This window comes from Lelliottia sp. CFBP8978 (genome assembly GCF_034046055.2).
Lineage (GTDB): Bacteria > Pseudomonadota > Gammaproteobacteria > Enterobacterales > Enterobacteriaceae > Enterobacter.
The window spans coordinates 2,179,184-2,204,088 of sequence record NZ_CM188253.1 but is presented as its reverse complement, the minus strand read 5'-3'; the positions used below and the strand labels follow the sequence as shown (position 1 = coordinate 2,204,088).

The 24,905-nt window shown below is 55.1% G+C and carries 24 protein-coding genes; 9 read left to right on the top strand and 15 right to left on the bottom strand.

Translation table 11 applies throughout. From position 1 onward, the window contains the following. The first annotated feature begins 205 nt into the window (after positions 1 to 205). Positions 206 to 805, top strand: coding sequence for an inorganic diphosphatase (locus tag SOM82_RS10385; protein WP_320459514.1), 600 nt, complete (start codon positions 206 to 208; stop codon positions 803 to 805). A gap of 114 nt (positions 806 to 919) precedes the next feature. Here SOM82_RS10385 and SOM82_RS10380 read toward each other — a convergent pair whose 3' ends face one another. From SOM82_RS10380 to SOM82_RS10350, 7 genes are all read right to left on the bottom strand, one after another. Further along, positions 920 to 1,342, bottom strand: coding sequence for a hypothetical protein (locus SOM82_RS10380; protein WP_320459513.1), 423 nt, complete (start codon positions 1,340 to 1,342; stop codon positions 920 to 922). Positions 1,343 to 1,713: 371 nt separating this feature from the next. After that, on the bottom strand, positions 1,714 to 3,423 hold the full coding sequence (locus SOM82_RS10375) for an ABC-F family ATP-binding cassette domain-containing protein (protein ID WP_320459512.1): 1,710 nt from the start codon (positions 3,421 to 3,423) through the stop codon (positions 1,714 to 1,716). A gap of 658 nt (positions 3,424 to 4,081) precedes the next feature. After that, the gene (locus tag SOM82_RS10370) at positions 4,082 to 5,779 is read right to left on the bottom strand and encodes an NAD-dependent malic enzyme (RefSeq protein ID WP_320459511.1); all 1,698 of its coding nucleotides are present in this window, start codon (positions 5,777 to 5,779) and stop codon (positions 4,082 to 4,084) included. A gap of 182 nt (positions 5,780 to 5,961) precedes the next feature. Then, positions 5,962 to 6,099: a stationary-phase-induced ribosome-associated protein gene (gene sra, locus SOM82_RS10365; protein ID WP_154125480.1), complete on the bottom strand. Its 138-nt coding sequence runs from the start codon at positions 6,097 to 6,099 to the stop codon at positions 5,962 to 5,964. A 95-nt stretch (positions 6,100 to 6,194) separates the two neighbouring features. After that, positions 6,195 to 6,410, bottom strand: a complete 216-nt coding sequence (gene bdm / locus SOM82_RS10360; RefSeq protein ID WP_154125479.1) for a biofilm-dependent modulation protein — start codon at positions 6,408 to 6,410, stop codon at positions 6,195 to 6,197. Positions 6,411 to 6,559: 149 nt separating this feature from the next. Beyond that, positions 6,560 to 7,081, bottom strand: a complete 522-nt coding sequence (locus tag SOM82_RS10355) for a VOC family protein (RefSeq protein WP_154125478.1) — start codon at positions 7,079 to 7,081, stop codon at positions 6,560 to 6,562. A gap of 51 nt (positions 7,082 to 7,132) precedes the next feature. Next, entirely contained in the window at positions 7,133 to 7,984 is an 852-nt protein-coding gene (locus SOM82_RS10350; RefSeq protein WP_320459619.1) for a Vmh family MBL fold metallo-hydrolase, read from the bottom strand. A gap of 113 nt (positions 7,985 to 8,097) precedes the next feature. On the opposite strand from SOM82_RS10350, the gene SOM82_RS10345 reads away from it, so the two are divergent. Together SOM82_RS10345 and SOM82_RS10340 are read left to right on the top strand one after the other, a co-directional pair. Beyond that, on the top strand, positions 8,098 to 8,973 hold the full coding sequence (locus SOM82_RS10345) for a LysR family transcriptional regulator (RefSeq protein ID WP_320459510.1): 876 nt from the start codon (positions 8,098 to 8,100) through the stop codon (positions 8,971 to 8,973). A 93-nt stretch (positions 8,974 to 9,066) separates the two neighbouring features. Further along, entirely contained in the window at positions 9,067 to 9,495 is a 429-nt protein-coding gene (locus tag SOM82_RS10340; RefSeq protein WP_154125476.1) for an OsmC family protein, read from the top strand. 34 nt (positions 9,496 to 9,529) lie between these two features. Here SOM82_RS10340 and SOM82_RS10335 read toward each other — a convergent pair whose 3' ends face one another. From SOM82_RS10335 to SOM82_RS10300, 8 genes are read right to left on the bottom strand one after another with little or no spacing between them, the layout of a single operon-like run. Further along, positions 9,530 to 10,495, bottom strand: coding sequence for a mannuronate-specific alginate lyase (locus SOM82_RS10335; RefSeq protein ID WP_320459509.1), 966 nt, complete (start codon positions 10,493 to 10,495; stop codon positions 9,530 to 9,532). Beyond that, on the bottom strand, positions 10,495 to 11,418 hold the full coding sequence (locus tag SOM82_RS10330; RefSeq protein WP_154125474.1) for an oligopeptide/dipeptide ABC transporter ATP-binding protein: 924 nt from the start codon (positions 11,416 to 11,418) through the stop codon (positions 10,495 to 10,497). Before SOM82_RS10330 ends, SOM82_RS10335 begins: the two co-directional genes overlap by 1 nt. After that, positions 11,411 to 12,397 carry an ABC transporter ATP-binding protein gene (locus SOM82_RS10325; protein WP_320459508.1) on the bottom strand — a complete coding sequence of 329 codons (987 nt, stop codon included), beginning with the start codon at positions 12,395 to 12,397 and terminating at the stop codon, positions 11,411 to 11,413. Before SOM82_RS10325 ends, SOM82_RS10330 begins: the two co-directional genes overlap by 8 nt. Beyond that, positions 12,397 to 13,290, bottom strand: coding sequence for a D,D-dipeptide ABC transporter permease (ddpC, locus tag SOM82_RS10320; RefSeq protein ID WP_320459507.1), 894 nt, complete (start codon positions 13,288 to 13,290; stop codon positions 12,397 to 12,399). Before ddpC ends, SOM82_RS10325 begins: the two co-directional genes overlap by 1 nt. Next, entirely contained in the window at positions 13,287 to 14,309 is a 1,023-nt protein-coding gene (locus tag SOM82_RS10315; RefSeq protein WP_320459506.1) for an ABC transporter permease, read from the bottom strand. Before SOM82_RS10315 ends, ddpC begins: the two co-directional genes overlap by 4 nt. A 40-nt stretch (positions 14,310 to 14,349) precedes the next feature. Next, positions 14,350 to 15,882 carry an ABC transporter substrate-binding protein gene (locus SOM82_RS10310; RefSeq protein WP_320459505.1) on the bottom strand — a complete coding sequence of 511 codons (1,533 nt, stop codon included), beginning with the start codon at positions 15,880 to 15,882 and terminating at the stop codon, positions 14,350 to 14,352. Between the two features lie 13 nt (positions 15,883 to 15,895). After that, the gene (gene ddpX, locus SOM82_RS10305; protein WP_154125469.1) at positions 15,896 to 16,471 is read right to left on the bottom strand and encodes a D-alanyl-D-alanine dipeptidase; all 576 of its coding nucleotides are present in this window, start codon (positions 16,469 to 16,471) and stop codon (positions 15,896 to 15,898) included. An 11-nt stretch (positions 16,472 to 16,482) separates the two neighbouring features. Next, positions 16,483 to 17,346: a MurR/RpiR family transcriptional regulator gene (locus tag SOM82_RS10300; protein WP_320459504.1), complete on the bottom strand. Its 864-nt coding sequence runs from the start codon at positions 17,344 to 17,346 to the stop codon at positions 16,483 to 16,485. Positions 17,347 to 17,621: 275 nt separating this feature from the next. On the opposite strand from SOM82_RS10300, the gene SOM82_RS10295 reads away from it, so the two are divergent. The 6 genes from SOM82_RS10295 to SOM82_RS10270 all read left to right on the top strand — a co-directional run bounded on the left by SOM82_RS10295 (position 17,622) and on the right by SOM82_RS10270 (position 24,892). Then, positions 17,622 to 19,139 carry an alpha/beta hydrolase gene (locus SOM82_RS10295; protein ID WP_320459503.1) on the top strand — a complete coding sequence of 506 codons (1,518 nt, stop codon included), beginning with the start codon at positions 17,622 to 17,624 and terminating at the stop codon, positions 19,137 to 19,139. Between the two features lie 130 nt (positions 19,140 to 19,269). Further along, entirely contained in the window at positions 19,270 to 19,521 is a 252-nt protein-coding gene (locus SOM82_RS10290) for a helix-turn-helix domain-containing protein (RefSeq protein WP_320459502.1), read from the top strand. Next, on the top strand, positions 19,522 to 20,829 hold the full coding sequence (locus tag SOM82_RS10285; RefSeq protein ID WP_320459501.1) for a type II toxin-antitoxin system HipA family toxin: 1,308 nt from the start codon (positions 19,522 to 19,524) through the stop codon (positions 20,827 to 20,829). A 140-nt stretch (positions 20,830 to 20,969) separates the two neighbouring features. Next, on the top strand, positions 20,970 to 22,202 hold the full coding sequence (locus SOM82_RS10280) for a diguanylate phosphodiesterase (RefSeq protein WP_320459500.1): 1,233 nt from the start codon (positions 20,970 to 20,972) through the stop codon (positions 22,200 to 22,202). 91 nt (positions 22,203 to 22,293) lie between these two features. Further along, positions 22,294 to 23,187 (top strand): fructokinase, encoded by an 894-nt coding sequence (cscK, locus tag SOM82_RS10275; protein WP_320459499.1) that lies wholly within the window; start codon positions 22,294 to 22,296, stop codon positions 23,185 to 23,187. 187 nt (positions 23,188 to 23,374) lie between these two features. Next, a complete protein-coding gene (locus tag SOM82_RS10270; RefSeq protein ID WP_320459498.1) occupies positions 23,375 to 24,892 on the top strand; it encodes a carbohydrate porin in 1,518 nt (505 codons plus the stop codon). Positions 24,893 to 24,905: the final 13 nt, after the last annotated feature.

The following is a 24,905-nucleotide window of genomic DNA, read 5'->3' as shown; positions in this document are numbered from 1 at the left end:
CTAAGGATTAATGCTTTGGCAGAGATATACAAGGGCGGGGCAACATAATGTCATAATTTAGTGGCAATTTTGCGCATTAATCCGGCGAAAATCCGTTTTACCCCTTATAAACAGGGGGGAGATAAAATCTGCCAAAAAAACGTCATGGTTCTGTCATCTGCAAAACGTAACGTGTTGTCTTCTAATAACCAAAGAGTTAACGACAATGCATCTGGTAAAAAAAATCATCGCCGTCACTGTTCTTCTGTCCGCTTCCGTGCAGGCACAAAATATTCTCGAATTCCCGCAGCCGGAAAATAACCCGGAAGAGTTTTATGCGGTCACCGAAATCCCGGCGGGCGGCATCATCAAATACGAAACCGACGCTAAAACGGGTTTTATTATTGCGGACCGTTTCCAGTCGATGCCGGTGGCGTATCCGGCGAACTACGGTTCACTGACGCAGTCGCTGGCGGGCGATGGCGATCCGCTGGACGTGATCTTCTACACCCGCGCGCCAATGGCGCCCGGGACGCTGATCAAGCTGCGCGCCATTGGCGTGCTGAAGATGGTGGATGGCGGCGAGAAAGACGATAAAATCGTTGCCGTGCCGGCAAGCAAAATCGACCCGACTTATGACGATATTAAAGAGCTTAGCGATTTACCGAAGATTGAAGTTCAGCGTCTTGAATCGTTCTTCCGCGTCTACAAACAGCTGCCAGAAGGGCGCAAATCTGTAGAACTGAGCGGTTTTAACGATGCGGCGACCGCTAAGCAAGAGATCAAACAGGCATGGGATGCCTGGAAAGAGAAAAAACCACAGTAACATCAGTCGCCCGGCGGAGAGTGCCGCCGGGCGTAGCCAGATAAGCGGATGATAAACCTCGCTTATATTCAATCGAAACAGGGGTTAATTATTCAAGATGCAAACGACGCTGGCTCAATAATTATAGATAACGGAAACTAATAGCGCTTTAGGACTGTCCAGTTCGCTGATGGTGATAATTTCTTGCGGATCGTTACCCCGCCAACACACGGCTTGAATATGACAATTATCCTGTTTGTTATATCCCATTGATTCGAGATAGGCATTGATTTTGCCAGAATCGACAGCATCATAATATCTGATAGCATGTACGAGTGATGCTGGCCCCGTGATATTGACAAAGTCGAAATCATAATGAAGTGAAACTCTCGGCATATTTTTTAGAACATCGGGAGTATAAAACGCATACTCACGTTTATCCTGTTCGGTATAGTGAGCGCTACCGGCGAATTCCATTGTAACGTAGGGCCAGGCGAAACATAGCGCAATGGCGGCAATGAGAAGTGCACCACTGAGTACCTGCAGTGACTTACGCATTGAAAAGACCGACATGAATCGTTCTTACGGACACCCAACCCCATTTATTCATCCCTGAATCTCCATTTTATTAGAAATAATATTTTACTCGCCTTTCAAACGGTACATCGAAAGGATTGCTTCTTTACTGGCGATATACAAGATCACGGCAACACAATGTCATCATTTCGCGATAAATTTACGTATTCCCGTGAAGAAATCTTATTTCTCTTTTGAAAATGGGGCATGAATATGACAAGAAGAAAAGTACGCATCAGTCAGAAATACATGACATACGGGTTGATAACCGAAAAGATAATGCAAAACGCAGCTGGAAAGAGATAACCACGCTAAAATGAGTCGCCCGGCGGAGGGTGCCGCCGGGCGTAGCGTTACAGCAGGGCTTCTATACTGTCGATCTCCTTACGCCATTGTTCCTGTAGCTGAGGTTTTTGATGCTTCGGTTTCCTCGCCAAATCCTCTGCAAGCAGGTTTTCCAGCATCACCAGTCTTTCAAGCAAATCGTCACTGTCAGAGGGCTGATAGGCGGGGGCTAACGTTGAAGCGGGCGATGAGGTTAGTCCACCGCTTTGGCGCAGCCGTTCAAATACCGCTTCAGCGTCGTGCCACTCGCTGAGTCTGCCGTGTTCGATAAGCCAGAAACGGTTGCAGCTTTGGCTGATTAATTGCCGGTCGTGGCTAACCAGCAGCACACCGCCTTCAAACTGTTGCAATGTACCGGCCAGCGCCTCTTTACCTTCCATGTCCAGATGGTTCGTCGGCTCGTCAAGCATCAGCAAGCTATAGCGGGCGAGCGTCAGGCCGACAAACAGCAACCGCGATCGTTCACCTCCGCTCAGCGTACTGACTTTTTGTCCGTGACGGGCCCATGCAAAACCTGAACTTATTAGCGCCATTTTGCGATCCTGCGGGGCAGGCGCAAATGGCTCCAGGGCATCAAGCAGCGAGGCATCATCGGGCAGTTGGTGAAGCGTCTGATCGTAATAACCGAGCGTCAGACGCGGGTGTATTTTGAGCGTTTCTGCCGTTTGAGCGGCGCTAAACTGCTGCCAGATAAGCCTCATCAGGGAAGATTTTCCGCAGCCGTTACGGCCAACAATCGCCACCCGATCGCTGCTTTTAAGCCTGACGATCTCCACATTAAATAGCGTCGGCAGGCCTGGCGCGGGTGAGACATCAAGCCCCTCCAGCTCCAGCAGACGATCCGCACGAAGCGCATCGCCGCGCAGAGTTAACGTCCACTGATTGCCCGCAGTGAGCTCAGTCTGGCTCTCTTTCAGGCGGTCGACCTGTTTTTCCATCTGTTTTGCCTTGCGGGCGAGATCTTCGTTGTCGTAGACCTTGCCCCAGGTCGCGAGCCGTTTCGCGCTGGCGGCGACGCGGTCGATCTCTTTTTGCTCGGCCTTGTGCCGCAGGGCATCGGTTTCATCTTTTGCGGCCAGCGCCGCGCGTGCGGCGGTGCAGGGGAGCGCGAAGCTGTGCAAGGTTTTATCGCGCAATATCCAGCTGCCGTTGGTGACGGTATCCAGCAGTTGTCTGTCGTGCGAAACCAGCACAAAGCTACCGCACCAGTTTTGCAAAAACTGCTCCAGCCACAGCATGGTCGGAAGATCGAGGTGGTTGCTGGGTTCGTCCAGCAGCAACAAATCCGGATCGCCGATCAGCGCGCGGGCCAGCAGCAGGCGCGTGTGTTGACCGCCGCTGAGCGTTGCTGAGGGTAAATCCATATCCTGCGGCGTGAATCCCATATTTGCTAACAGTGATTCAGCTCGCCAGCGCAGGCTGTCACGCTCTGTGCCAGGCAGTTGCGCCAGTACGGCATCGAGCATCGTCAGGGGATAGATCTCATCTGGCAAATGCTGTTCCACGCGCGCCATCAGGCAATGCCCGGCCAGCGCCACGTTCCCCGTTGCAGGTGAGTCTGTGCCGTCGAGGATCTTCAACAGGGTGCTTTTGCCGCAGCCGTTATCGCCCAGCAGACCAATGCGGTCGCCTTTCTTCAGCGTAAAGGAGAGGGAGTCGAAAAGGGTGGTGAACGCCGTATCAACACGTAAAGATTGTGCAGTAAGTAATGTGCTCATTGTTGCTTACTCAAGAGTTACAGGCATGAAAATGCCTCGTCAAACATCGCTGACGATAACTCGGTAAGCCCGAGGGAAGGGATTTAGTAGCAGGTGTCTTCGCTCAAGCAGAAGTTATCGCAGCACGATACCGATAACGCTTGAGCTGGTGCGATCACCAAATGTATGTGAAAAATTGAAAATTTCACAGTACAGCATAATTGGCCTCCTTATATATTCAGTGGGTTAATGGATAAAGGGAGTGTAACGGGAGAACCCGAATTTGGCTAGTGGGTGAGGTGAGACTGTACAGCCTGATGCCCTCACCCCGACCCTCTCCCACAGGGAGAGGGAGCAGACATTAAAAAAGGCAACTTAACGTTGCCTTTTTGCTTTTGCCTTGTGCGGTCTGATGCCCTCACCCCGGCCCTCTCCCACGGGGAGAGGGAGCAGACATTAAAAAAGGCAACTTGACGTTGCCTTTTTGCTTTTGCCTTGTGCGGTCTGATGCCCTCACCCCGGCCCTCTCCCACGGGGAGAGGGAGCAGACATTAAAAAGGCAACTTAACGTTGCCTTTTTGCTTTTGCCTTGTGCGGCCTGATGCCCTCATCCCGACCCTCTCCAACAGGAAGAGGGAGCAGACATTAAAAAAGGCAACTTAACGTTGCCTTTTTGCTTTTATATGGACGTCCGGCGATAGCTCCGGTATTCCGGCATCCAGAAGTTTTCATCAATCGCCTGTTGTAGCGCGTCGGCGGACGTTTTAACCGCCACGCCCTGTTGCTGCGCCATTTTGCCAACGGCAAAGGCGATGGCACGAGAGACCTGGTGAATATCCTTCAGTTCGGGCAGAACCAGCCCTTCGCCGTTATTGACCAGCGGAGAGTGCTTCGCCAGGGTTTCACTGGCTGACATTAACATTTCATCCGTAATGCGCGACGCGCCGGAGGCAATGACGCCCAAACCAATTCCCGGGAAAATATAGGAGTTGTTACATTGGGCGATAGGATAGGTTTTGTCTTTCCAGACGACCGGATCAAATGGACTGCCGGTGGCGACCAGCGCGTTACCTTCGGTCCAGGCGATGATGTCCTGCGGGGTGGCTTCGACGCGCGAGGTCGGGTTGGAAAGCGGCATCACGATCGGGCGCGGGCAGTGCTTATGCATTTCACGGATGATCTCTTCGGTGAACAGCCCGGTCTGGCCCGACACGCCGATCAGAATATCCGGCTTAACGTTGCGCACTACGTCCAGCAGAGAGAGCACTTCGTTATCGGTATCCCAGTTTTTCAGGTTTTCGCGCTTTTGCACCAGTTTGGTCTGGAACGGCAGCAGGTTAGGCATGCCATCGGTCAGCAGGCCGAAGCGGTCCACCATGAAGACGCGTGAACGGGCCAGCTCTTCGCTTAAGCCTTCGCGCTGGGTTTGCGCAATGATCTGCTCGGCAATCCCGCAACCGGCGGAACCCGCGCCGAGGAAGACAATTTTCTGATAGCTGAGCTGGCTTCCCGCCGCGCGGCTGGCAGCGATCAACGTTCCCACGGTCACGGCGGCAGTACCCTGAATATCGTCATTGAAGGAACAGATATCATCGCGATAACGGTTCAGCAATGGCATGGCGTTTTTCTGGGCGAAGTCTTCAAACTGCAACAGCACGTTCGGCCAGCGCTGTTTGACGGCCTGGATGAAATCATCAACGAACTGATAATACTCGTCGTCAGTGATACGCGGATGACGCCAGCCCATATACAGCGGGTCGTTCAGCAACTGCTGATTATTAGTGCCGACATCCAGCACCACCGGCAGCGTGTACGCCGGGCTGATACCCCCACAGGCGGTATACAAGGAGAGTTTTCCAATAGGAATCCCCATCCCGCCGATACCCTGATCCCCCAGACCCAAAATACGCTCGCCGTCAGTCACCACGATCACTTTGATATTGTGGTTTGGCACGTTCTGCAGAATATCGTCCATGTTGTGACGGTTCTGATAAGAGATAAACACGCCGCGAGAACGACGATAAATCTCGGAGAAACGCTCACAGGCCGCGCCGACGGTCGGGGTATAAATGACGGGCATCATCTCTTCGAGGTGATTCTGGACCAGGCGGTAGAAGAGGGTTTCGTTGGTGTCCTGGATGTTGCGCAGATAAATGTGTTTATCAATTTCGGTTTTGAAGCCCTGGTACTGGATCCAGGCGCGCTCGGCTTGTTCTTCGATGGTTTCGACCACTTCCGGCAGCAGGCCGAGAAGATTGAAGTTGCTGCGCTCTTCCATGCTAAAGGCGCTGCCTTTGTTCAGCAGGGGAAATTCCAGCAGAACCGGTCCTGCGTAGGGGATATAAAGGGAACGATGCTGTTTTGCTTTGTTGTCCATGTCACTCACTCGATTTTTTTTGAATATCCGTCCCTGGCACTGCGCGGTTGTCATCTTTCTGGCTTGCTGGCAGGGGCCGACTGTCGCCAGGTATTATAGAGGAGGTGAATGCGAATTACCGCACCCCACAAACAAAAACACCATCGGTTCTCCCGATGGTGTCGTCAGTCTGTAGCGAGTATTTATTTGTCTGCGTGACGTTTTCTGCCGGTCGCATGGGAAACTACGGTTTCATTGCTGCCCTCGATCACCACTTTACGCTGGTTAGAGAGCTTGTAGTTCAGTCCCAAAATGTGACGTGCCTGACGGTTCGATTTCATCTTTACTCCTCAATCCTGTTGATAGTTTTAAGGACAAGTTCGCCGTGGCGAACGAAATGTAACCCCTTAGGTTGCAGATCCAGCATAGCAGGTTTTTACAGGGGGGTATGTTGACCACTGACCACATAGTTAATGGTCTGCTGGTAAATATCACTGAGGATGTCATTATCCGAGGCTTCGACCCAACGGGTCAGTTCCATCAAAATGTCATCTTCAGTGACCGCACCATGTTCCGCGCGCAGCCCTTGTTCAATGGCATGTACCAGCGCGGGTTGTGCGGAATGAGTCTTTGCTGCGTAGTGAGTAAACATGTCGCCTCCGTGTCGTTATCTGTTTTTATCTGTTTAATGGTTCGGCTCGCAAAACATAATTCACATTCAGAATGGCAAATAATATTGCCGCTGTGGTTCAGATTCATCCTGGAAATAAAAATATCATCATTAACGCTTTTTTCGCCATTTTAAGGTTTCCAGCGACGTCGCGAGGTATATTTTTCATAGGGCATGGGAGTGGGCCAGGATATCAATTCCACCACACTTCCCCAGGGGGTTTTACCGTAGCAAAACGCATTGCCTTCACCGCGTTCAGCAGGGAATGTGAGAGGTTTGGGTTCGGTAAACATTTCGCCACCCGCCGCGGTGAAACGGTCAATGACCTCTTTAAAGTCATCGACATAGACGGCAAAGTGTTGCAGGCCAAAATCGCTGGGACGCGCGGGAGAGTGCTGCTCGGGGCCATGCATTTCGAAGAGTTCAATGCCCGGACCGTGGGGCATCGCCAGCATTCTGATGGCACGAATTTTGGTTCCTGGAAATAAACGCAAGGTATTTTGCTGCGCTTCATCGTCGATATTTTCACTGTCTGGCTCAACCGAACGATATATTATCTGCGCCGAAAAAACAGTCTCAAAAAATAGCGTTGCCTGTTCGATGTCAGGAACCGTAATACCAATGTGGTCAATCCCTCTGACTGGGGTTTGCATAATCATCTCCTGCTATAAAAAAAGTAAATATAGCAGGAGATAGTTAGCCTGTTACCACTTCATCTCGCCGGTATTCACTTTGGCACTGAGCTCAAGCGAACTCTCTTCCGCCAGATTCGGCCACTGCTTTTTCATCGCCGTCACCACGCTTGCAGAGTCTTTGTGGGCTGAGAGTGCCTGCTCAACGTGCTGTAAATAGTCGCGGGTAAAGCGGATGGCTTCTGTACCGGCAGGCGGCGTCCCGAGATAGTGGCCAGGAATCACACGTTCAGGCTGATGCGCGGTCATGTCGTCGAGCGTGGCCTGCCACTGCTGGCGGCTCGCTTTGGTCTGCGTATCCGCGGTCCAGACGTGAATTCCCCACGACACGCCCGTTCCGCCGAGGATCGCTTTGGCTGACGGGATCCACACATACGCGGCGTAGTTTTCTGGCTGCTCAATATCAATTTTTTCGCCATCAACCAGGAAGGTCGTGGAGGCAATCACCTGCGGCACAATCAGTTCCGATGGCGCGCCGTCCTTCATCTGCGGACCCCAGAAGGCCAGTTTGGCATCTTTGGTGGCTTTGATGTGGTCAACAACCTGCTGCGTGGCCACCACTGTTGCATTCGGGAAGGCTTTTACCAGCGGCTGGAGGCCAAAGTAAAAATCCGGATCGCCCGAGGTGATCACGATTTTGGTCAGCTTTTTGCCACTCTGACGCACTTTTTCGACCAGCTGTTCGCCATCTTTTACGCTGAACTGGGCGTCAAACAGCACGGCTTCTGTCGGGCCGGACACCAGCGTTGAGGAGACCGCAAAAATCCCTTTGTCCTGCGGGTTATAGGTATCGAGCGTTAAAGGCGCGGCAAACACCGCAGGAGTGAAAAGGGCGCACAGCAGGGCAAGGCGATCAAGCTTCATCATAATGTCTCTGTTCTGGAGGAAAGTCTCTATTGTACGGATCTCTTCATTTGCCAGAATTCCTGAAACAAGACATGCTTAGTTTCATAAATCGAGCAGATGGAGCCGCAACAATGGATCGTGTTATCGCCGCCCAGGTCTATAACCGCATTTGTGAACTGGGGAGTTTGAGCGCCGCCGCCCGCGCGCTGGGCATTTCGCGCCCGATGGTCAGCCGCTATCTTGAGCAAATGGAAAAATGGGCGGGCACCCGACTGGTGCACCGGTCAACGCGTAAACTGACGCTCACGCCAGCCGGGGAAAAAGTGTTGCAGAAAACCCGCAATCTCACCCGCCTGTCGCAGGAAATTGAAGACCAGTCCGCAAAAGATCAGCCTGCGGGCACGCTGCGCGTGGCCTGCGCCCATTTCACCGCCATGCAGATTGTCGCGCCGCTGTTAGCGGATTTTCTGGCGGGTTATCCGCAGCTGCGTATCGAGATGGACGTCAATAACCATCCGGTGAGTCTGGTTGGAGAACGCATCGACGTGGCGATCCGCATTACCGATACTCCGGAGCCGGGCATGATCGCCCGCCGTTTGGGTGAGTGTCGGTCGGTACTTTGCGCATCTCCTGACTATCTTGCGTCCCGAGGCCACCCGTCCACTCTTGAGGATCTGGCTCGCCATAATTGTTTGCACTACAGCTTCTTTGCCGGGCAGTCGTGGAATTTTATCTCGCCAGAAGGGGACGCGGTGTCCGTCGCGGTGAGCGGAAATCTCAGCGCCAGTATCTCGTCGCTGCTGATGGACGCGGCAATCAACCACTGCGGTATCGCTATGCTACCGGAGCGGGAGGCTCAGTCTACGCTCGACAGCGGCGCGCTGGTGCCGGTACTGAAGGCCTTTTCGCCAAAACCGATTGGCATTTTTGGGATCTATCAGTCGCGGGATTATCAGCCAGCGGCGCTGCGCCTGTTTTTAGATGCGCTGGCCGACCGGTTGCGCTAAATATGCACAAATGGCTAAGACTGTTCTGGCTTCCTCTCAGATCTCAATCAACGATCTATACTTAACCCTTTGTAAGCCAAAAGGAGAGCAAGCATGACGATTCATAAGCACGGTTCGGCACACTGGTCTGGCGATATTAAACGCGGTAAAGGGACGGTTTCGACGGAGAGCGGCGTCCTGAATCAGCAACCCTACGGCTTTAACACCCGCTTCGAAGGCGCAAAAGGGACGAACCCGGAAGAGTTGATTGGCGCAGCGCATGCGGCCTGTTTCTCCATGGCCCTGTCGCTGATGCTGGGCGAGGCCGGATACACTGCCGATTCGATCGATACCACCGCGGATGTGTCGCTGGATAAAACAGACAGCGGTTTTGCCATCAGCAAAATTGCGCTGCAAAGCAAGGTCACCGTGCCAGGCATAGAACCCCAGCAGTTCGACGGCATTATTCAGAAAGCGAAAGCGGGTTGCCCGGTGTCGCAGGTCTTAAAAGCTGAAATTACGCTGGACTATACGCTGAACTAATCCTCAATCAGCACAGAGCCGGGCGCTGCCCGGCTTACTGCGCATAGATGAGCGTCAACTGACCGCCAAGACGGCGGTTTTTTAATGGCCGATGGGCATCTCTTAAAGCAAGAGTGACACTGTCACATTTTACAGTGCTACACCAGGGCTCCAGCCACGCGACATGCGTTTTATCCTGTGTCAAAACGTACTGCGCAAGACGCGGCAGGGCGCCGTGATTTTCCTGAACAATATCCCGCTGGTTAGCCCTGGCAAAGCTTGCGATCATCACCAGCGGCTCTAAGGCATAGTGATGGTACGCCACGGCGCGGGGACCCCGCTTTTGCTCATTGGGCAAGATGCCGTTTTCGTCTATCTGACGGGCGGCTATCCGATACTCCTTCAGCGACCAGTCGAATAAATCACGCCGGTCTGTTGCGACCGCTGCGGCCATCACTGACCAGGCGGCCCAGTAGCTATGGTTATTGGTTTTGGTCAGCGGCAGTCCGTCCCAGTCGGTGACGACCCGATCGGCCAGCTGCGAAATCCAGCGTGCGCCTTGCGGGCTGTCCTGCGGCGTAAGCTCCAGTTCCAGCCAGCTGGTCGCCAGCGTGGCCAGCGCCCATTTGCGCATCGCGCGCCCGGTATGATTCGTCTCTTTCGAGGTTAACGCCCCGGCGGAGGCCCAACGGTTAAACCCCGCCAGAATACAATTGCGCGTGTTCACATCGCCGCTCTGTTTATAGCGCCAGACCATCTCTGAAATGCCGTGTTCAAAATCGGTAATCGCCTGTGTCTGCGCGCGGAACGCTTTTTCCGCCTCCGGGTTCAGCGTCGCGCGGGCGCTGTCGGACCCTTCATATTTACTGCGAAAAACCAGGCTACCGGTCCAGGGGGCGGGAAGTGGGAGGCATTTGCCCTTTGCCGTGTGCGGCAGAGGCTGGATAAAACCCGGCGGCGGCACCAGCGGTGCCGCAAACGTAAAACCCGGTAGCAGAAGCAAGAGAAGGATCAGGCGCATCAGCTGACTTTACGCCAGCAGCGTACGCTGCGTCCACCCGCGGCGTTCTGCAAGGCCTGTGGGGCTTCACAGCCGGTCGTTGCCAGCGGACAACGATCGCGAAAATAACAGCCGACCGGCAGATGACGATTGCCCGGCAGTTCCGTTTTGCGCAGCGCCAGACTTTCATCCAGCAGCGAGCCCGTTTTGGGGACGGAATCGAGCAGTAACTGCGTATACGGATGGGACGGAGAGCCCAACACCTGCTGTGTGTCGCCCAGCTCGACGATTTGCCCGAGATACATAACCGCCACGCGATCGCTCATATGACGCACCACCGAAACGTTATGCGATATCAGCACATAGGTGAGCGTGCGCTGGCGCTGCAGGTTAACCAACAGATTCAGGATCTGCGCCTGCACGGAAATATCGAGTGCGCTGGTGGGTTCATCCAGCACGATGATGTCCGGATCGGAAGAGAGCGCGCGGGCAATGGCGATGCGCTGGCGTTGTCCACCGGAAAAGGCATGCGGCAGACGATCGAGATATTCTGCGCGGATCCCCACCAGCTCGGCTAACGTTTCCGCCAGCTGTCGGCGTTCCCGTTCGCTGCTGCGTTTTTTAATCCATACCGGCTCGGTGATGATTCGCCAGACGGGCAGGCGCGGGTCAAGTGACGAGAGAGGGTCCTGAAACACCATCTGCATTCCGTCCCCCGTGCGCTGGCACTGGCCGCTGCTCGGCTTCAGCATCCCCATTAACAGCTGCGCGAGCGTGCTTTTACCGCAGCCCGATTCACCGACGATACCTAACGTTTCTCCCCGACGAATCTGCAGGTCCATACCGTTGAGCGCATGGACCTGCTCCGTCACGCGGCCCAGCCAGTTTTTGCGTGCCGGAAAGTTCACATGCACGCTGTTCAGTTCAAGCAAAATATCAGACATGACGATCCTCCCGCTGCGGATACCAGCAGGCGACGCGCTGGCCCTCGGCTCCATCAGGCGTTAATTCCGGGGTTTGGCTGCATTTTGTGCCGGCGGCGAAACAGCGTTCGCGAAACGCGCAGCCGGGCGGTAATCGGGTCAGGTTAGGCACGGTCCCGGGGATGGCCGGAAGCATCTCGCGCGGTTGGCCATTTTCCGGGGCACATTTCAGCAGGCCGATAGAATAAGGATGTACCGGATGATGGATCAGCGTTTGCGTGGTGCCGCTTTCAATCACGCTGCCCGCATACATCACGTACAGCCGGTCGCACAGCTGCGAAACCACCGCCATATCATGGCTGATAAACAGCACCGAGGTCCCGCTGGCGCGCGCTTTGTGGCGCAGTAAACGCAGCACCTGAAGCTGGACGGTCACATCCAGTGCGGTGGTCGGTTCATCGGCAATGATCAGTTCTGGCTCGCAGGAGAAGGCCAGGGCAATCATCACTCTCTGGCGCATTCCGCCGGAGAGTTCAAACGGATAGCGCTCCATCACCTCTCTGGCATCCGGGATCTGCATCTCTTCCAGCAGCGCAATCGCCTTTAGCTGCGCTGCGCTGCGCGATAACGGCTGATGCTGGCGGATCACCTCCACCATCTGTTTACCGATTCGGCGGGTGGGATTCAGGGCGGTCATTGGCTCCTGGAAGATCATCGCGACTTTGGCCCCGCGCCACTGGCGTAGCTGTTTTTCGCTGGCCGTCAGGACATTTTCACCCAGCAAATTCACCTGACCGCCGTGAATGTGATAGCTGCCTTCCGGCAGCAGGCGCATTGCCAGCATGGCGGTAACGGATTTTCCTGAACCCGACTCCCCAACCACGCCCACGATTTCGCCCCGTTTGATCTCCAGCGAGACGCGATTGAGCGCATGGACCTCACCGCGGAAAACGGGAAAACTCAGGTGTAAATCCTCGATAGATAAGACCGTATCGCTCATCACTGTTTTCCTCCTGATTTTGGGTCCAGCAGATCGCGAATGCCATCGCCAAACAGATTAAAGCCGACGGCGGTGATCAGGATTGCCGCACCGGGAAACGCGCAGTACCACCACTGGTCGAGCACATAGTTGCGACCCACCGCCACCATCGCCCCCCATTCTGCGGTGGGTTGCTGCGCGCCGAGACCAATAAATCCGAGCGTGGCGGCCATCAGAATGGCGCTGCCGATATCCAGAGAGGCCTGCACAATCAGCGGCGGCAGAGCGTTACGCAAAATATGCCAGCTGATCAGATGCCAGCGAGACGCGCCAAAGGTGCGGGCCGCCTGGACGTAGGTAAACTGGCGGACGACCAGCGTCTGGCCCCGCGCCAGGCGCACATAAAACGGGATACGGACAATGGCAATGGCGAGCATGGCATTAAACAGGCTCGGCCCCAGCGCGGCGGCTAACGCCATCGTCAATACCAGCGACGGAATGGAGAGCATAATATCCATCACGCGCATGATAACGGCGTCACCGCGCCCCCCGATCACACCGGACAAACAGCCCAGCAGCGAACCGATGCCGCCCGCGATGATCACCACCGCCAGTCCCGCGGCAATCGACTGCTGGCTGCCGACCAGCACCCGGCTGAAGAGGTCGCGCCCGACTTCGTCAGTGCCAAACCAGTGCGTCGCCGAAGGAGCCTGCAGACGGGCGGTCAGATCCAGGGCGTTAGGATCGTGAGGCACAATCCACGGCGAGAGGATCATCAGCGCCAGCATAATGAGCATAATCACGCCGCCTACCAGCGTCAGCGGGCTTTTACGCAGCATCCAGAACCATTTTGCCCAGTTAAGGCGGGGTTTGGCTGCCTGAGCCGGGACGGACGTTTCCTGCGTTAACATCATTCATCACCTCCGCGCCCGATGCGTGGATCAATCCACAGATAGAGCAAATCAACCACCAGGTTCACCAGCACATACGCCAGCGACACCACCACGGCAAAACCCATCACCGCCGGGAAATCGAGCGCCTGAATAGAGGTCACGACCCAGGCGCCCATGCCGGGCCAGGCGAAAACCGTCTCCGTGAGGACAGCACCATACAACAGATCGCCCAGCGCCAGCCCGAGAACGGTAATGGAAGGGATCATCGCGTTAGGCAGGGCGTAACGCATAATGATGTACCAGCCCGGTAAACCACTGGCGCGGGCTGTACGGATATAATCCTCACTCAGCTGTTCCAGCATCGCCGAACGAACCTGGCGCGCCACGATGCCCAGATGGACAAATGCCAGCGTCAGCGACGGCAAAATGAGGTGTTGCAGGGCATTGAAAAACACCTCGCCATTGCCCTCCAGCAGGGCGTCCAGCAGATAAAAACCGGTGACATGGGTCGGGGGATCGAGCCAGTCGTCCAGCCTGCCGCCGCCTGGCAGAATTTGCAGATGACCGTAAAACAGAACGATCACCCCTAAACCCAGCCAGAACGCGGGCGTCGAGATGCCGGTGATCGCCATCAGCCGCACCAGATGGTCCAGCCAGCGATTGCGATAGACTGCCGAGAGGATCCCGAGCGGCACGCCAATAAAGAGCGCAAGGACCAAAGAACAAAATGCCAGCTCCAGCGTGGCCGGGAAAAACGCTTTTAGCTCTTCAGCCACCGGGCGACCGGTGCGAATTGAGGTGCCCAAATCACCGTGCGCCAGAGCATCCACATAGCGAGCAAACTGGACATACAACGGCTGGTCCAGGCCAAGCTGCTGGCGAATGCTCTGGACAATCTCTTCGCTGGCGCGATCGCCTGCCAGCAGGCGTGCCGGGTCGCCTGGGATCATGTGCGAGATAATAAAAGTAATGATGCAAACACCGGCAACCACCAGGATGAGTCCCCAGCAGCGCTGGCGCACAATGCTCCAGAACGTCATACTTTTTCTCCCGGGCGCCGGATAACCGGCGCCATTGGCCTTACTTGCTCATGGTGCCGATATTGAACACCTGCTCAAGCATCGGATTGAAGACGAAGCCTTTCACCTCTTTGTTCATCGCCAGCTGGTAGTTTTTCTGGAACAGATAAACGTAGGCCGCCTCATCGATCACGGTCTTCTGCGCCTGCTGGTAATCTTTGGTACGTTGCGCCTGATCGGTGGTTTTCAACGCATTTCGCAGCAGGGTATCGACATCGTTGTTCTGATAATACGAGCGGTTACCCGGCAACCCTTTTTTGTCCGACTCGAACCAGTAGTTCATGAACATGTACGGGTCGGCGAAGTCCGGGCTCCAGTTACCAATCGCGATGTCATAATCCCCTTTACCCACGCGGTCGCGCATGGTGGCGTTAGCCAGTTTTTCCAGTTTGACGTTAATTCCCAGTTTGCTAAGACTGGCCTGAGTGGAAAGGGCAATCGGCTCCCAGTTCGGGTCGTTGTCGGAATAGAGGAAGGTGAGGCTGGCGGGTTTGTCTTTGACTTTCTCCAGCGCCGCTTTGGCTTTGGCCTCATCAAAGCTGTACTGCATCGCCGTGGCGTCATAGCCCCACATGCCTTCCGGGATCGGGCCGCGCATCTGTTTACCGTTGCCGCTCAGAATCCCTTTCACCATGCCGTTGTAATCCGTAGCCCACGAAACCGCCCGGCGCAGATCGACCTGATTCATCGGGGCTTTACTGTTGTTGAGATACAGATAGGTGACGCGCAGCGACGGATATTCAGCCACCGTGACTTTGCCTTCCTTTTTCAGCGCCGTCAGCTGATCGACCGGCAGGGCATCGGCGATATCGAGATCGCCACGGGAGAGTTGCAGACGTCGCGAGGCGCTTTCACCGATAATTTTCACCGACACGCGTTTGAAGTGCGGCTTTTCTCCGGCCCAGTGTGGGTTAGGCACCAGAATCAGCTGCTGACCTTTTTGCCAGCTTTTCAGCATAAACGGCCCGGAACCGGCGGTGTTTTGTGCCAGAAAACCGCGCGCATCGTCAGCAGCATTGGCTTTCAGCACCGCCGGGTTAATGATCGACGCGCCGTCGTTAGCGAGCGTATACAGGAACGGCGCAAAAGGCTGGCTCAGGGTGAATTTCACCGTATGCTCATCGACCGCGTCGATTTTTAAATCTTTCGGGAAGGCTTCAGCCGGCCCCTGGCTGATTTTCAGCAGACGCTCAAACGACAGTTTGACCGCTTCTGCCGTCACCGGCGTCCCGTCGGCAAATTTGGCGTTATCTTTCAGCGTGAAGGTCCACTCTTTCTGAGCGTCCGAGGCTTTCCAGCCGGTGGAGAGATCGCCTTCGACTTCCGTTGTGCCCGGTTTGTACTGCACCAGCCGCTGATAGGCCGGGTAGGTCACCGTCCAGTCGTTATTATCAATAGTGACCGCCGGATCCAGCGTTTGCGGATCGGCCGCTTTACCAATCACCAGCATATCTTTAGGAACGGCGGCGTGCGCAGCCGGAAGACTCAGCGCCAGCGCAGTGGCAATCAGGGTAGTGAGAAGCGTTGTTTTCATGGCAAAACTCCAGTTAAAGGGGGGAGTGCGTCGTTGAGAAACAGGCAAAGCGATCTTCTAATAACGGGTAACTGGCGGCAGAGGGCAATTCAAAATGCCACCATTCGCTGCTGATACCGACAAAGCCGCCGCCGAACATCACGGCGTTGAGTAACAGTCGATTGCGCTGCGCCTGAGGCGCAACCGAGGGGTGATACTGATGCGAGCGATCGTGCATTTCGTCAAAACCCGCGCCCATATCCAGCACCTTGCCGTGCTCATCCATCAGCGTGACGTCAATGGCGGTTCCCCGGCTGTGATTCGAGCCAATCGACACATCCACCACGTACTGCGGATCGGGGCAGGCTTCCCACAGCAGCGCCTGTGCCTGCTGCGGGCGGTAGGCGTCGTACACCACCAGTTTTAAGCCCGCAAGCGTCGCAATGCCGATCGCTTTCGCCAGCGCAGTAATCGCCTCGGGATGCAGCAGGCACAGGGCCTCCTGATAAATGGGCCGTCCGGTGATGTTGTCGGCGGTGGCGTATTTCAGATCGATATGCAGGGCGGGAAAGGTCTTCGCCACATCAATCAGTTGACACTCTTCGGGCATAGCTGCGCTCCTTAACGTTCGAATTGACCAAACTCTTGCTGTAGTTGGCGGTTTGCCGCCAGCCGCAGCGGAAGCGCGTCACCTAACGCCTCCACCACGCCAGACAGCAGCAGGTTGAATAAACAGCTCACCGGGGCCAGTGAATCCCAGAAATGGCCGGTATCCGTTTTCACCTGTAATAGGTCGATGGGATAATCGCGCGCCCAGGGACACCAGATATCGGTGATCAACGCCATCGGAATCGCTTTTTCGCTCGCCACCCGACAGTACTGGCGGGCAATGGCGGAATAAGCGCGGGTATCGGTCAGTACCACATACGGGCGCGCGAATTCTGAATTGAGTGATTCCACCCAGCTGCCGGATAAGCCTTCGGAATAACTCACGCGTGGCCGCAGATACTCCAGATGGCTGAAAAAGGCATTCGCAATCCCGCGCGTCGACTGGATCCCCAGTACATAGACGGCATCGGCATGCGTTAACTGATACACGATGCGCTGGAAGGCCGCGCTCTGCGCCAGCTGATAAACCTGCTGAATGGCGTCGAGCTCCAGCGAGAGGGAGTGCTGAACCCGGCCTGACAGCGCGCGCTGTTGTTGCCACGAATCGAGACGCTCGTTCATTCCCCACGGCTGATAGGGGGTTTGCGGCACGTCGCGCAGGCTGTTTTTGGCATCGTCCAGATTGCGATAGCCCAGTTTGCGCAGGAAGCGGCCCACGGTAATGCCGCTGGTTCCTGTCGCAAGCGCCACGCTCTCCGCCGTTTCAAACGGGATTTGCGCCATATTGGCCTGCAGCCAGCTCGCGACCCGTTTTTCACTGGGTGTCAGCTGGCTGAATATCGCTTCGATTCTGGTCAGCAGTTCTGGTTGTGTCACCGTGCCGCCTCGCTGTTAATGGGTTGTCATTGGCCCGCTACGTGTTACCAGACTAACAATGCACGACGCGTGCCATATCCACATGACGCGCTGGAACGCCTGTGCTGGCGAATTTATGCAATATTTAATTAACCTATGATCAACATTTGTGCAGCGTAGTTCACTTTTGGTGCAGGAGTCGGTATCAATGGCGAATACGCCGGAGCCTTCACACTTTTGGCATCGCGCGTTTTCTCTTTTAAGATAAGGCTCATTTTTGAAGAAAGGGGCATGGAATGGCGACTCTGCCGTGGCGGATCCGAACGCGTTTACTGGCTGTATTAAAAAGGACCGCCATCGTGTTGGGCATAGTGGTGTTCATTCTGCTGGCGGGCAGGATCTATAAAACGCAGACCGGCCCCGCGCTGCATCCCTGGCACACCTGGACGGCGCACGAGATGTCGGCGCAGGAGATCGACCACGCCAGCTTTAGCGACTATCTGCAACGCGAAACCGCTATCTTTCACGATCTGCGCACGGAGGTCACGGATCGGCTGGACGAAAATGACAAAACGCCGTTGAACCGCTTCTACCTGCACAGCCCGGTCTGTCCCGGGCAGTTTCCCGATGACGGTAATCGCTCCTTTGTGCTGATGCCAGCGGGCAAACCGAAAGGGGTGGCGGTGCTGCTGCACGGGCTGACCGATTCGCCCTATAGCGTCAAAAGCCTGGCCGTCAATTATCAACAGCGTGGATTTGTGGCCATCGCGCCGCGTTTGCCCGGGCATGGCACGGCGCCCGGCGCGCTAACCGATGTCAGCCGCGAGGCGTGGCAGGCAGTGGTACGGCTGGCGGTACGGGAGGCCACGCGTCTTGCGGGTAACGATGTGCCGCTGCATCTGGTGGGCTACTCCAACGGAGGGGCGCTGGCGCTGAACTATGCCCTGGACGCCACAGGCGATCCGCATCTGCGTCAACCGCAGCAGCTGGTTTTATTGTCGCCGATGATCCGTGTGAACGCCTTTGCCCGTTTTGCCGGGCTGGCAGGCCTGCCGGCGCTGCTGCCGCCGTTTGCCAAAGCCGCCTGGCTGAGCGTGTTACCGGAATATAATCCGTTTAAATATAATTCGTTTCCGGTGAATGCGGCCCGTCAGTCCTGGCTGTTAACGCAGACGTTACAGACCCAGCTGACTCGTGCGGCGCGCAATCACACGCTGACGTCGCTGCCGCCGATTCTGGCTTTTCAGTCGGTGATGGACTCCACCGTGAGCGCGCGTGGGGTGGTGGATTCGCTGTTTACTCTGTTGCCGGATAATGGCAACGAGCTCGTTATCTACGATATCAACCAGGCGGCGACGCTTCGACCGCTGTTCAGACCGGGCGCCTATGTAGCGGTCGATGCGTTGTTACCTGCGCCACCGCGCCGTTTTACCGCGACGGTGGTGACCAATGCCTCACCTCAGAGCTTACAGACCGTCGCGCGAACCCAGCCAGCAGGCAAGACAGACGTTGATGTCCAGCCTCTGACTTCCGCCTGGCCGCGCGATCTCTACTCGCTGTCGCACGTTGCGATACCTTTTCCACCGACTGACGATCTGTACGGGAGCCAGCCTGAAGATCCCCGTCGCTACGGGATAAACCTCGGCAACATCTCTCTGCGCGGTGAAACCGCGGTGCTGGTGGTAGGCATGGATTCGCTGATGCGTGTGACCTCGAATCCCTTTTACGACGATATGATCGAGCGAATTAATCAGCGGATCGACTGTGCAGGCGTCTGTCGAACAGCCGCCAGTAAAGCAGCGCCAGCCCGCTGATTAAGCGCATAACCGTATTTATCCCCTGAAAGGGATAAATAATAAATATCCCTTGTAGAGGATAATTTGATTTTATCCGTGGGAGGGGATATTGTGTCTTTATCCCAGCACGAGGATAAAAGAGGTCAAGATGAAAATTACCACATCTACGATGCTGGCAAATGCGATGCGAGATCAGCGCAAGTCTCTCCGGCTTACGCAAGCAGAGACCGCAGAACGCGTCGGGATGAAGCAAGCCACGGTCTCCGGGTTCGAGCAAAATCCGGACAGCAGTAAGCTCGAAACCTTATTTCGCCTGCTTTCAGCCCTCGATCTGGAACTGCATGTCATGCCGCGTGGCGAGACCACGGAGAAAGACCGCGGCTGGGGGCAGGAGTGGTAGATGAAAAACAGTAAGTTGACTGTCGCCATGAACGGCACGGTTGTCGGAACGTTGTATCGTAACGGTAAGGGGGCAATGTCCTGGCAGTATGCGCCATCATGGCTACAGACTCCCGGCGCGCGCGTGATTTCGCAGTCGTTGCCGTTAACACCGCGTCGTCAGGAGGGCGAAGCGGTGTATAACTTTTTCAGCAATTTGCTGCCCGACTCGCAGGCAATCATCGCGCGTATGCAGATGCGCTTTAAAGTGCCGACCGATCATCCGTTTGATTTGCTGGCAAGTGTCGGGCGCGACTGCGTGGGGGCGATCCAGCTCTATCCCGAAGATCTCCCCATTCCTGCGGTGACGCAGATGCATGCCACACCGCTGTCCGATGAGGATATTGCCGCCCTGCTGGAGGGATATCGCAACGCACCGCTGGGCATGACCGACGATCAGGATTTCCGTATATCCCTCGCCGGGGCGCAGGAAAAAACAGCCTTGCTCTGGCATCAGGGGTGCTGGCAGCGACCACACGGCAGCACGCCTACCAGTCATATTTTCAAATTACCCATCGGTAAAATTGAGCAGAATAATATCGACCTGAGCGAAAGCTGTGAGAACGAGTGGCTCTGCCTGCGTATCGCCAGCGCCTTCGGTTTTGCCGTCGCGAACGCATCGTTAGCCAGCTGGTCGGACAAAACGGTATTGATCGTCGAGCGCTTTGACCGGAAATGGTCACGCGACGGCAGCTGGCTGATGCGGCTCCCGCAAGAGGATATGTGTCAGGCACTGGGTTATTCACCGGCGCTGAAATATGAATCGCATGGCGGGCCGGGCATTGCCGAGATTATGACTCTGCTGCTGGGGTCACGGCGTTCGACGCAGGATCGTGAAACCTTTTTCCGCACCCAGATCTTCTACTGGCTGATAGGCGCAATTGACGGGCATGCTAAAAATTACAGCGTATTCATTGAACCGGAATCGGCTTATGTGATGACGCCTCTGTACGATATTCTCTCCGCCTATCCGATATTTGGTGCGAAGGGGATCGCCGCCCGGAAAGCGAAAATGGCGATGGCTTTGCAGGGGAAAAACCGCCAGTACCATTGGGCGCAGATCCAGCCTCGTCATTTTCCGGCCACTGCGGCACGGGTTGGGTTCTCTGCCCAGCGCGCGAAAACGATGATGGATGAAATGGGCACTGTGACGGCGGAGGTGATTGCCAGTGTCCGCCAGTGTTTGCCGCCAGATTTTCCGCAACACATCAGTGAGGCGATATTTCAGGGCATGGAGAAGCAAGCCGAAAGATTGCTGAAGGCAGAATGAGTGGCGCATACATTCATTTTGTCTCTTACTGTGCGTGATAATCTCAAATCAAAAAAATGACCGATTATCATTAGTCGACAGCTTTAAATTATGATAAACAATCGCTTGAATGCGCAATCATCAAAACGGGACTTATTACTGTGCTGACAACACTCATCTATCGGAGCCAGTTAAATTCATCCTGTGAACCATTCTCGCTCATTTCTTTGGTCGAAGAAGCGAAGCAGCGAAACGCAGGGGTGGATATTACCGGCATTTTGCTGTTTAACGGCGTCGATTTTTTGCAAATTCTTGAAGGCGCAGAAGAGGACGTCGTAAAGCTTTTCCACAAAATCCGCGCCGATGAACGCCATCTTGGGGTCGTCGAACTGATGCGTGATTATGGGTCGAGAAGACGTTTTGACAACGTCGGCATGCTGTTATTTGATCTGCAGGTGCAGGCGACCAAAGCGGTGCTGGAATCGGTGTTGCGCTATAGCAAACTCGACAGTTATCTGACTTCGGAAGATCGGGTATTCAAATTCATTCAGACCTTTATCACCCGGAGTCAACTGCCAGACGCCGGGGACAGGTATCGCCCCGATAGCTGGACATTAGCCTCCGGAATTGCCCCTTTTGGTCACGGCGTCGACGGCCTGATGGCTAATCAGATTTGCCAGTTTGCTTTCCAGCCGATTGTTGAGCCTTCAGAAGGAAAAATCACGTCGCTGGAAGCCCTTATCCGTGGGAACGACGGCGGCAGTCCGGAACACTTCTTTAACGCCATTCCGCCGGAAAAAGTCTATGAAGTTGACCTGCAGACCAAAGCCTACGCGTTTGCGCTGGCGGAAAAGATCGGCATTGGCGATCATAAGATTGCCATCAATCTGCTGCCGATGTCGCTGGTCAATGTTCCCAATGCGGTAGAATTTCTGCTGGAAAACATCGTAAAACATTATCTTTTGCCAGAGCAGGTGGTGGTGGAAGTGACGGAAAATGAGATGATTTCCGGCTTCAACCGGTTTAACAGCGCCATCAAGCAGCTTCGCGCGGCGGGTATTGGGCTGGCGATCGACGATTTTGGCTCCGGGTATGCCGGTCTTTCGCTCCTCACTCGCTTTCAGCCCGACAAAATCAAGATCGACCGTGAGATCGTCAGCGATATTCATCTGAGCGGACCAAAACAGGCGATTGTGAAATCCATCGTCAGCTGCTGTACCGATCTGGAAATTACGCTGGTGGCGGAAGGCATCGAGAAGATAGAAGAGTGGTGCTGGCTTGAATCCGCCGGTATCAGACGGTTCCAGGGCTTTCTTTTTGCCCGTCCGCAGCTGAATGGCGTAGGCAATATCCACTGGCCGCAGATTCAGCGCCCAGCGTCTTTCAACAACTAAACTACCGCATTGTCCTGTCTGTATTTCCCGTTCAGCTCGGATGTGCTTAAATAGCTAAACCGGTTTAATTAATGTTTAGCTTGAGGTGAGCATGAAAAAGATATGGATGCTTGGCGATGCCGTGGTCGATCTTCTGCCTGACGGAGAGGGGCGATTATTGCAATGTCCGGGAGGGGCGCCAGCCAATGTGGCGGTAGGCGTTGCGCGGCTCGGGGGTAAAAGCGGGTTTATTGGCAGAGTCGGTGACGATCCCTTTGGTCGCTATCTGCGCCACACGTTATTTACGCAGAACGTGGATACCCATTATATGCATCTCGATCCGCGGCATCGCACTTCGACGGTGGTTGTGGATTTGGATGCGCAGGGAGAGCGTTCTTTCACTTTTATGGTTCGACCGAGCGCGGACCTGTTTCTGACGCCGAGCGATCTGCCGGGTTTTCAGGAAGGTGAGTGGCTTCATGCGTGCTCCATTGCACTCAGCGCCGAACCCAGTCGTTCAACGACATTTCAGGCGATGAATACCATTAAACAGGCGGGGGGATTCGTCAGTTTCGATCCCAATATCCGCCCCGATTTATGGCAGGATGACGCTGAATTACGGGATTGTCTGATACAGGCGATGCGTATGGCAGACGTGGTGAAACTGTCCCTTGAGGAGTTGGCCTTTTTAAGCGGCATTGACGAACTGGAGCCCGCGCTGGCGCTGGTGGTCAGCCAGTGCCAGTCACCTTTAGTGATGGTGACGATGGGCAAAAAGGGTGTTGTAGCCTGGCATGACGGGAAGCTCACCACTTATCCGGGAAGCCCCGTGGAGAGCGTGGATACCACCGGTGCCGGAGATGCCTTTGTCGCCGGACTGCTGTTTGGGCTTGCCAGCGGTACGGCTGATTTATCCGCGACGATTGCGCTCGCGCAGCGCTGTGGTGCGCTTGCCACCACCTCTAAAGGTGCGATGACCGCGCTGCCTTATCACCACGAAGTCTAATTTCCCCTCATCGTTGTTCCTGCCTCAGACCGCAGCATCGCGGTCTGAATTGTCGCCCTGGTCACATTTACTAAATCGGTTTAGCAAAAAACATTGCTGATCCAAAATCGGCAGGTTTAGTATCAACAACCTAAACCGGTTTAGCAATTTAGCAACTATCAATAACCTCTTTTAGGGATGCGACAAAATGTATAAAAAACGCAGACTTGCCGTGATGATTGGCATGCTGGCCGGTAGTGCTTCGGTTTACGCTCAGACGGATATGAACAGTATTGAAGCGCGTCTCGCGCTGCTTGAACAACGTTTACAGGCAGCCGAGAGTCGCGCGCAGGCTGCAGAAAAGCGAGCCAGTGCAGCAGAACAAAAAACACAACAGCTGGTGGCCGTTCAACAGCAAACCCAGACCACCACTCAGGAGGTCGCGCAGCGTACGTCTGCTCTTGAACAAAAAGCCGATCTCGCCAGTGGCTTCGAGTTTCACGGTTATGCCCGTTCAGGCTTGCTGATGAATGATGCGGCTTCCGGCAGCAAAAGCGGTCCTTACCTGACGCCAGCCGGGGAGACGGGCGGCGCGATAGGGCGTCTGGGCAATGAAGCCGACACCTATGTTGAGCTGAACGTAGAGCATAAACAGACGCTGGAAAACGGAGCGACAACGCGCTTTAAAGCCATGCTTGCCGATGGACAGAAAACCTATAACGACTGGTCCGCCGATTCGAGCGATCTCAACATTCGTCAGGCGTTTGCCGAACTGGGCAATTTACCTGATTTCAGCGGTGCGCTTAAGGGCAGCACCTTCTGGGCCGGTAAGCGTTTTGACCGTGATAATTTTGATATTCACTGGCTCGATTCCGATGTGGTGTTCCTCGCGGGCACCGGCGGCGGGGTGTATGACGTCAAGTGGAGCGAAGATTTCCGCAGTAACTTCTCCCTTTACGGACGCAACTTCGGCAGTCAGGAAGAGATCGACAATAACGTTCAGAACTACATTCTGAGCATGAACCACTTTGCCGGTCCGTTGCAGGTGATGGTGAGCGGGATGCGCGCCAAAGATAACGACGACCGGAAAGATGCAAATGGCGATGCCATTAAAACGGACGCGGCCAATAACGGTGTTCACGCGTTGCTCGGCCTTCACAATGAGAGCTTCTACGGTTTACGTGACGGTTCCGCGAAAACCGCCTTACTGTATGGTCATGGCCTGGGCGCAGAAGTGAAAAGCCTCGGGTCCGATGGCGCACTGCTGTCCGAAGCAGACACCTGGCGATTTGCCAGCTATGGCACAACCCCGATTGGAGGCGGCTGGCACATTGCCCCGGCGGTTCTTGGCCAGAGCAGTAAAGATCGCTATGTCAAAGGCGACAGCTATGAATGGGTAACGCTCAATACGCGCTTAATCAAAGAGGTCACACAGAACTTTGCAATGGCGTTTGAGGGTAGCTATCAGTACATGGATTTGGATCCGAAAGGCTACAAAGATCGTCACGCGGTGAACGGCAGTTTCTACAAACTGACCGTGGCACCAACCCTGAAAGCCGGCAAGATCGGCGATTTCTTCAGCCGTCCTGAACTGCGTTTGTACGCCACCTGGATGGACTGGAGCAGCAAACTGGACAACTACGCCAGCGATGATGCCTTTGGCAGTAGCGGTTTCAACGCCGGCGGGGAATGGAACTTTGGGGTGCAGATGGAAACCTGGTTTTAACCCTTCACGCTCT

Bases quoted from the DNA above. Each gene is read 5' to 3' on its own strand.
- SOM82_RS10385 (WP_320459514.1), top strand. From the start codon at position 206: ATGCATCTGGTAAAAAAAATCATCGCCGTCACTGTTCTTCTGTCCGCT.
- SOM82_RS10380 (WP_320459513.1), bottom strand. From the start codon at position 1,342: ATGCGTAAGTCACTGCAGGTACTCAGTGGTGCACTTCTCATTGCCGCC.
- SOM82_RS10375 (WP_320459512.1), bottom strand. From the start codon at position 3,423: ATGAGCACATTACTTACTGCACAATCTTTACGTGTTGATACGGCGTTC.
- SOM82_RS10370 (WP_320459511.1), bottom strand. From the start codon at position 5,779: ATGGACAACAAAGCAAAACAGCATCGTTCCCTTTATATCCCCTACGCA.
- sra (WP_154125480.1), bottom strand. From the start codon at position 6,099: ATGAAATCGAACCGTCAGGCACGTCACATTTTGGGACTGAACTACAAG.
- bdm (WP_154125479.1), bottom strand. From the start codon at position 6,410: ATGTTTACTCACTACGCAGCAAAGACTCATTCCGCACAACCCGCGCTG.
- SOM82_RS10355 (WP_154125478.1), bottom strand. From the start codon at position 7,081: ATGCAAACCCCAGTCAGAGGGATTGACCACATTGGTATTACGGTTCCT.
- SOM82_RS10350 (WP_320459619.1), bottom strand. From the start codon at position 7,984: ATGAAGCTTGATCGCCTTGCCCTGCTGTGCGCCCTTTTCACTCCTGCG.
- SOM82_RS10345 (WP_320459510.1), top strand. From the start codon at position 8,098: ATGGATCGTGTTATCGCCGCCCAGGTCTATAACCGCATTTGTGAACTG.
- SOM82_RS10340 (WP_154125476.1), top strand. From the start codon at position 9,067: ATGACGATTCATAAGCACGGTTCGGCACACTGGTCTGGCGATATTAAA.
- SOM82_RS10335 (WP_320459509.1), bottom strand. From the start codon at position 10,495: ATGCGCCTGATCCTTCTCTTGCTTCTGCTACCGGGTTTTACGTTTGCG.
- SOM82_RS10330 (WP_154125474.1), bottom strand. From the start codon at position 11,418: ATGTCTGATATTTTGCTTGAACTGAACAGCGTGCATGTGAACTTTCCG.
- SOM82_RS10325 (WP_320459508.1), bottom strand. From the start codon at position 12,397: ATGAGCGATACGGTCTTATCTATCGAGGATTTACACCTGAGTTTTCCC.
- ddpC (WP_320459507.1), bottom strand. From the start codon at position 13,290: ATGATGTTAACGCAGGAAACGTCCGTCCCGGCTCAGGCAGCCAAACCC.
- SOM82_RS10315 (WP_320459506.1), bottom strand. From the start codon at position 14,309: ATGACGTTCTGGAGCATTGTGCGCCAGCGCTGCTGGGGACTCATCCTG.
- SOM82_RS10310 (WP_320459505.1), bottom strand. From the start codon at position 15,882: ATGAAAACAACGCTTCTCACTACCCTGATTGCCACTGCGCTGGCGCTG.
- ddpX (WP_154125469.1), bottom strand. From the start codon at position 16,471: ATGCCCGAAGAGTGTCAACTGATTGATGTGGCGAAGACCTTTCCCGCC.
- SOM82_RS10295 (WP_320459503.1), top strand. From the start codon at position 17,622: ATGGCGACTCTGCCGTGGCGGATCCGAACGCGTTTACTGGCTGTATTA.
- SOM82_RS10290 (WP_320459502.1), top strand. From the start codon at position 19,270: ATGAAAATTACCACATCTACGATGCTGGCAAATGCGATGCGAGATCAG.
- SOM82_RS10285 (WP_320459501.1), top strand. From the start codon at position 19,522: ATGAAAAACAGTAAGTTGACTGTCGCCATGAACGGCACGGTTGTCGGA.
- cscK (WP_320459499.1), top strand. From the start codon at position 22,294: ATGAAAAAGATATGGATGCTTGGCGATGCCGTGGTCGATCTTCTGCCT.
- SOM82_RS10270 (WP_320459498.1), top strand. From the start codon at position 23,375: ATGTATAAAAAACGCAGACTTGCCGTGATGATTGGCATGCTGGCCGGT.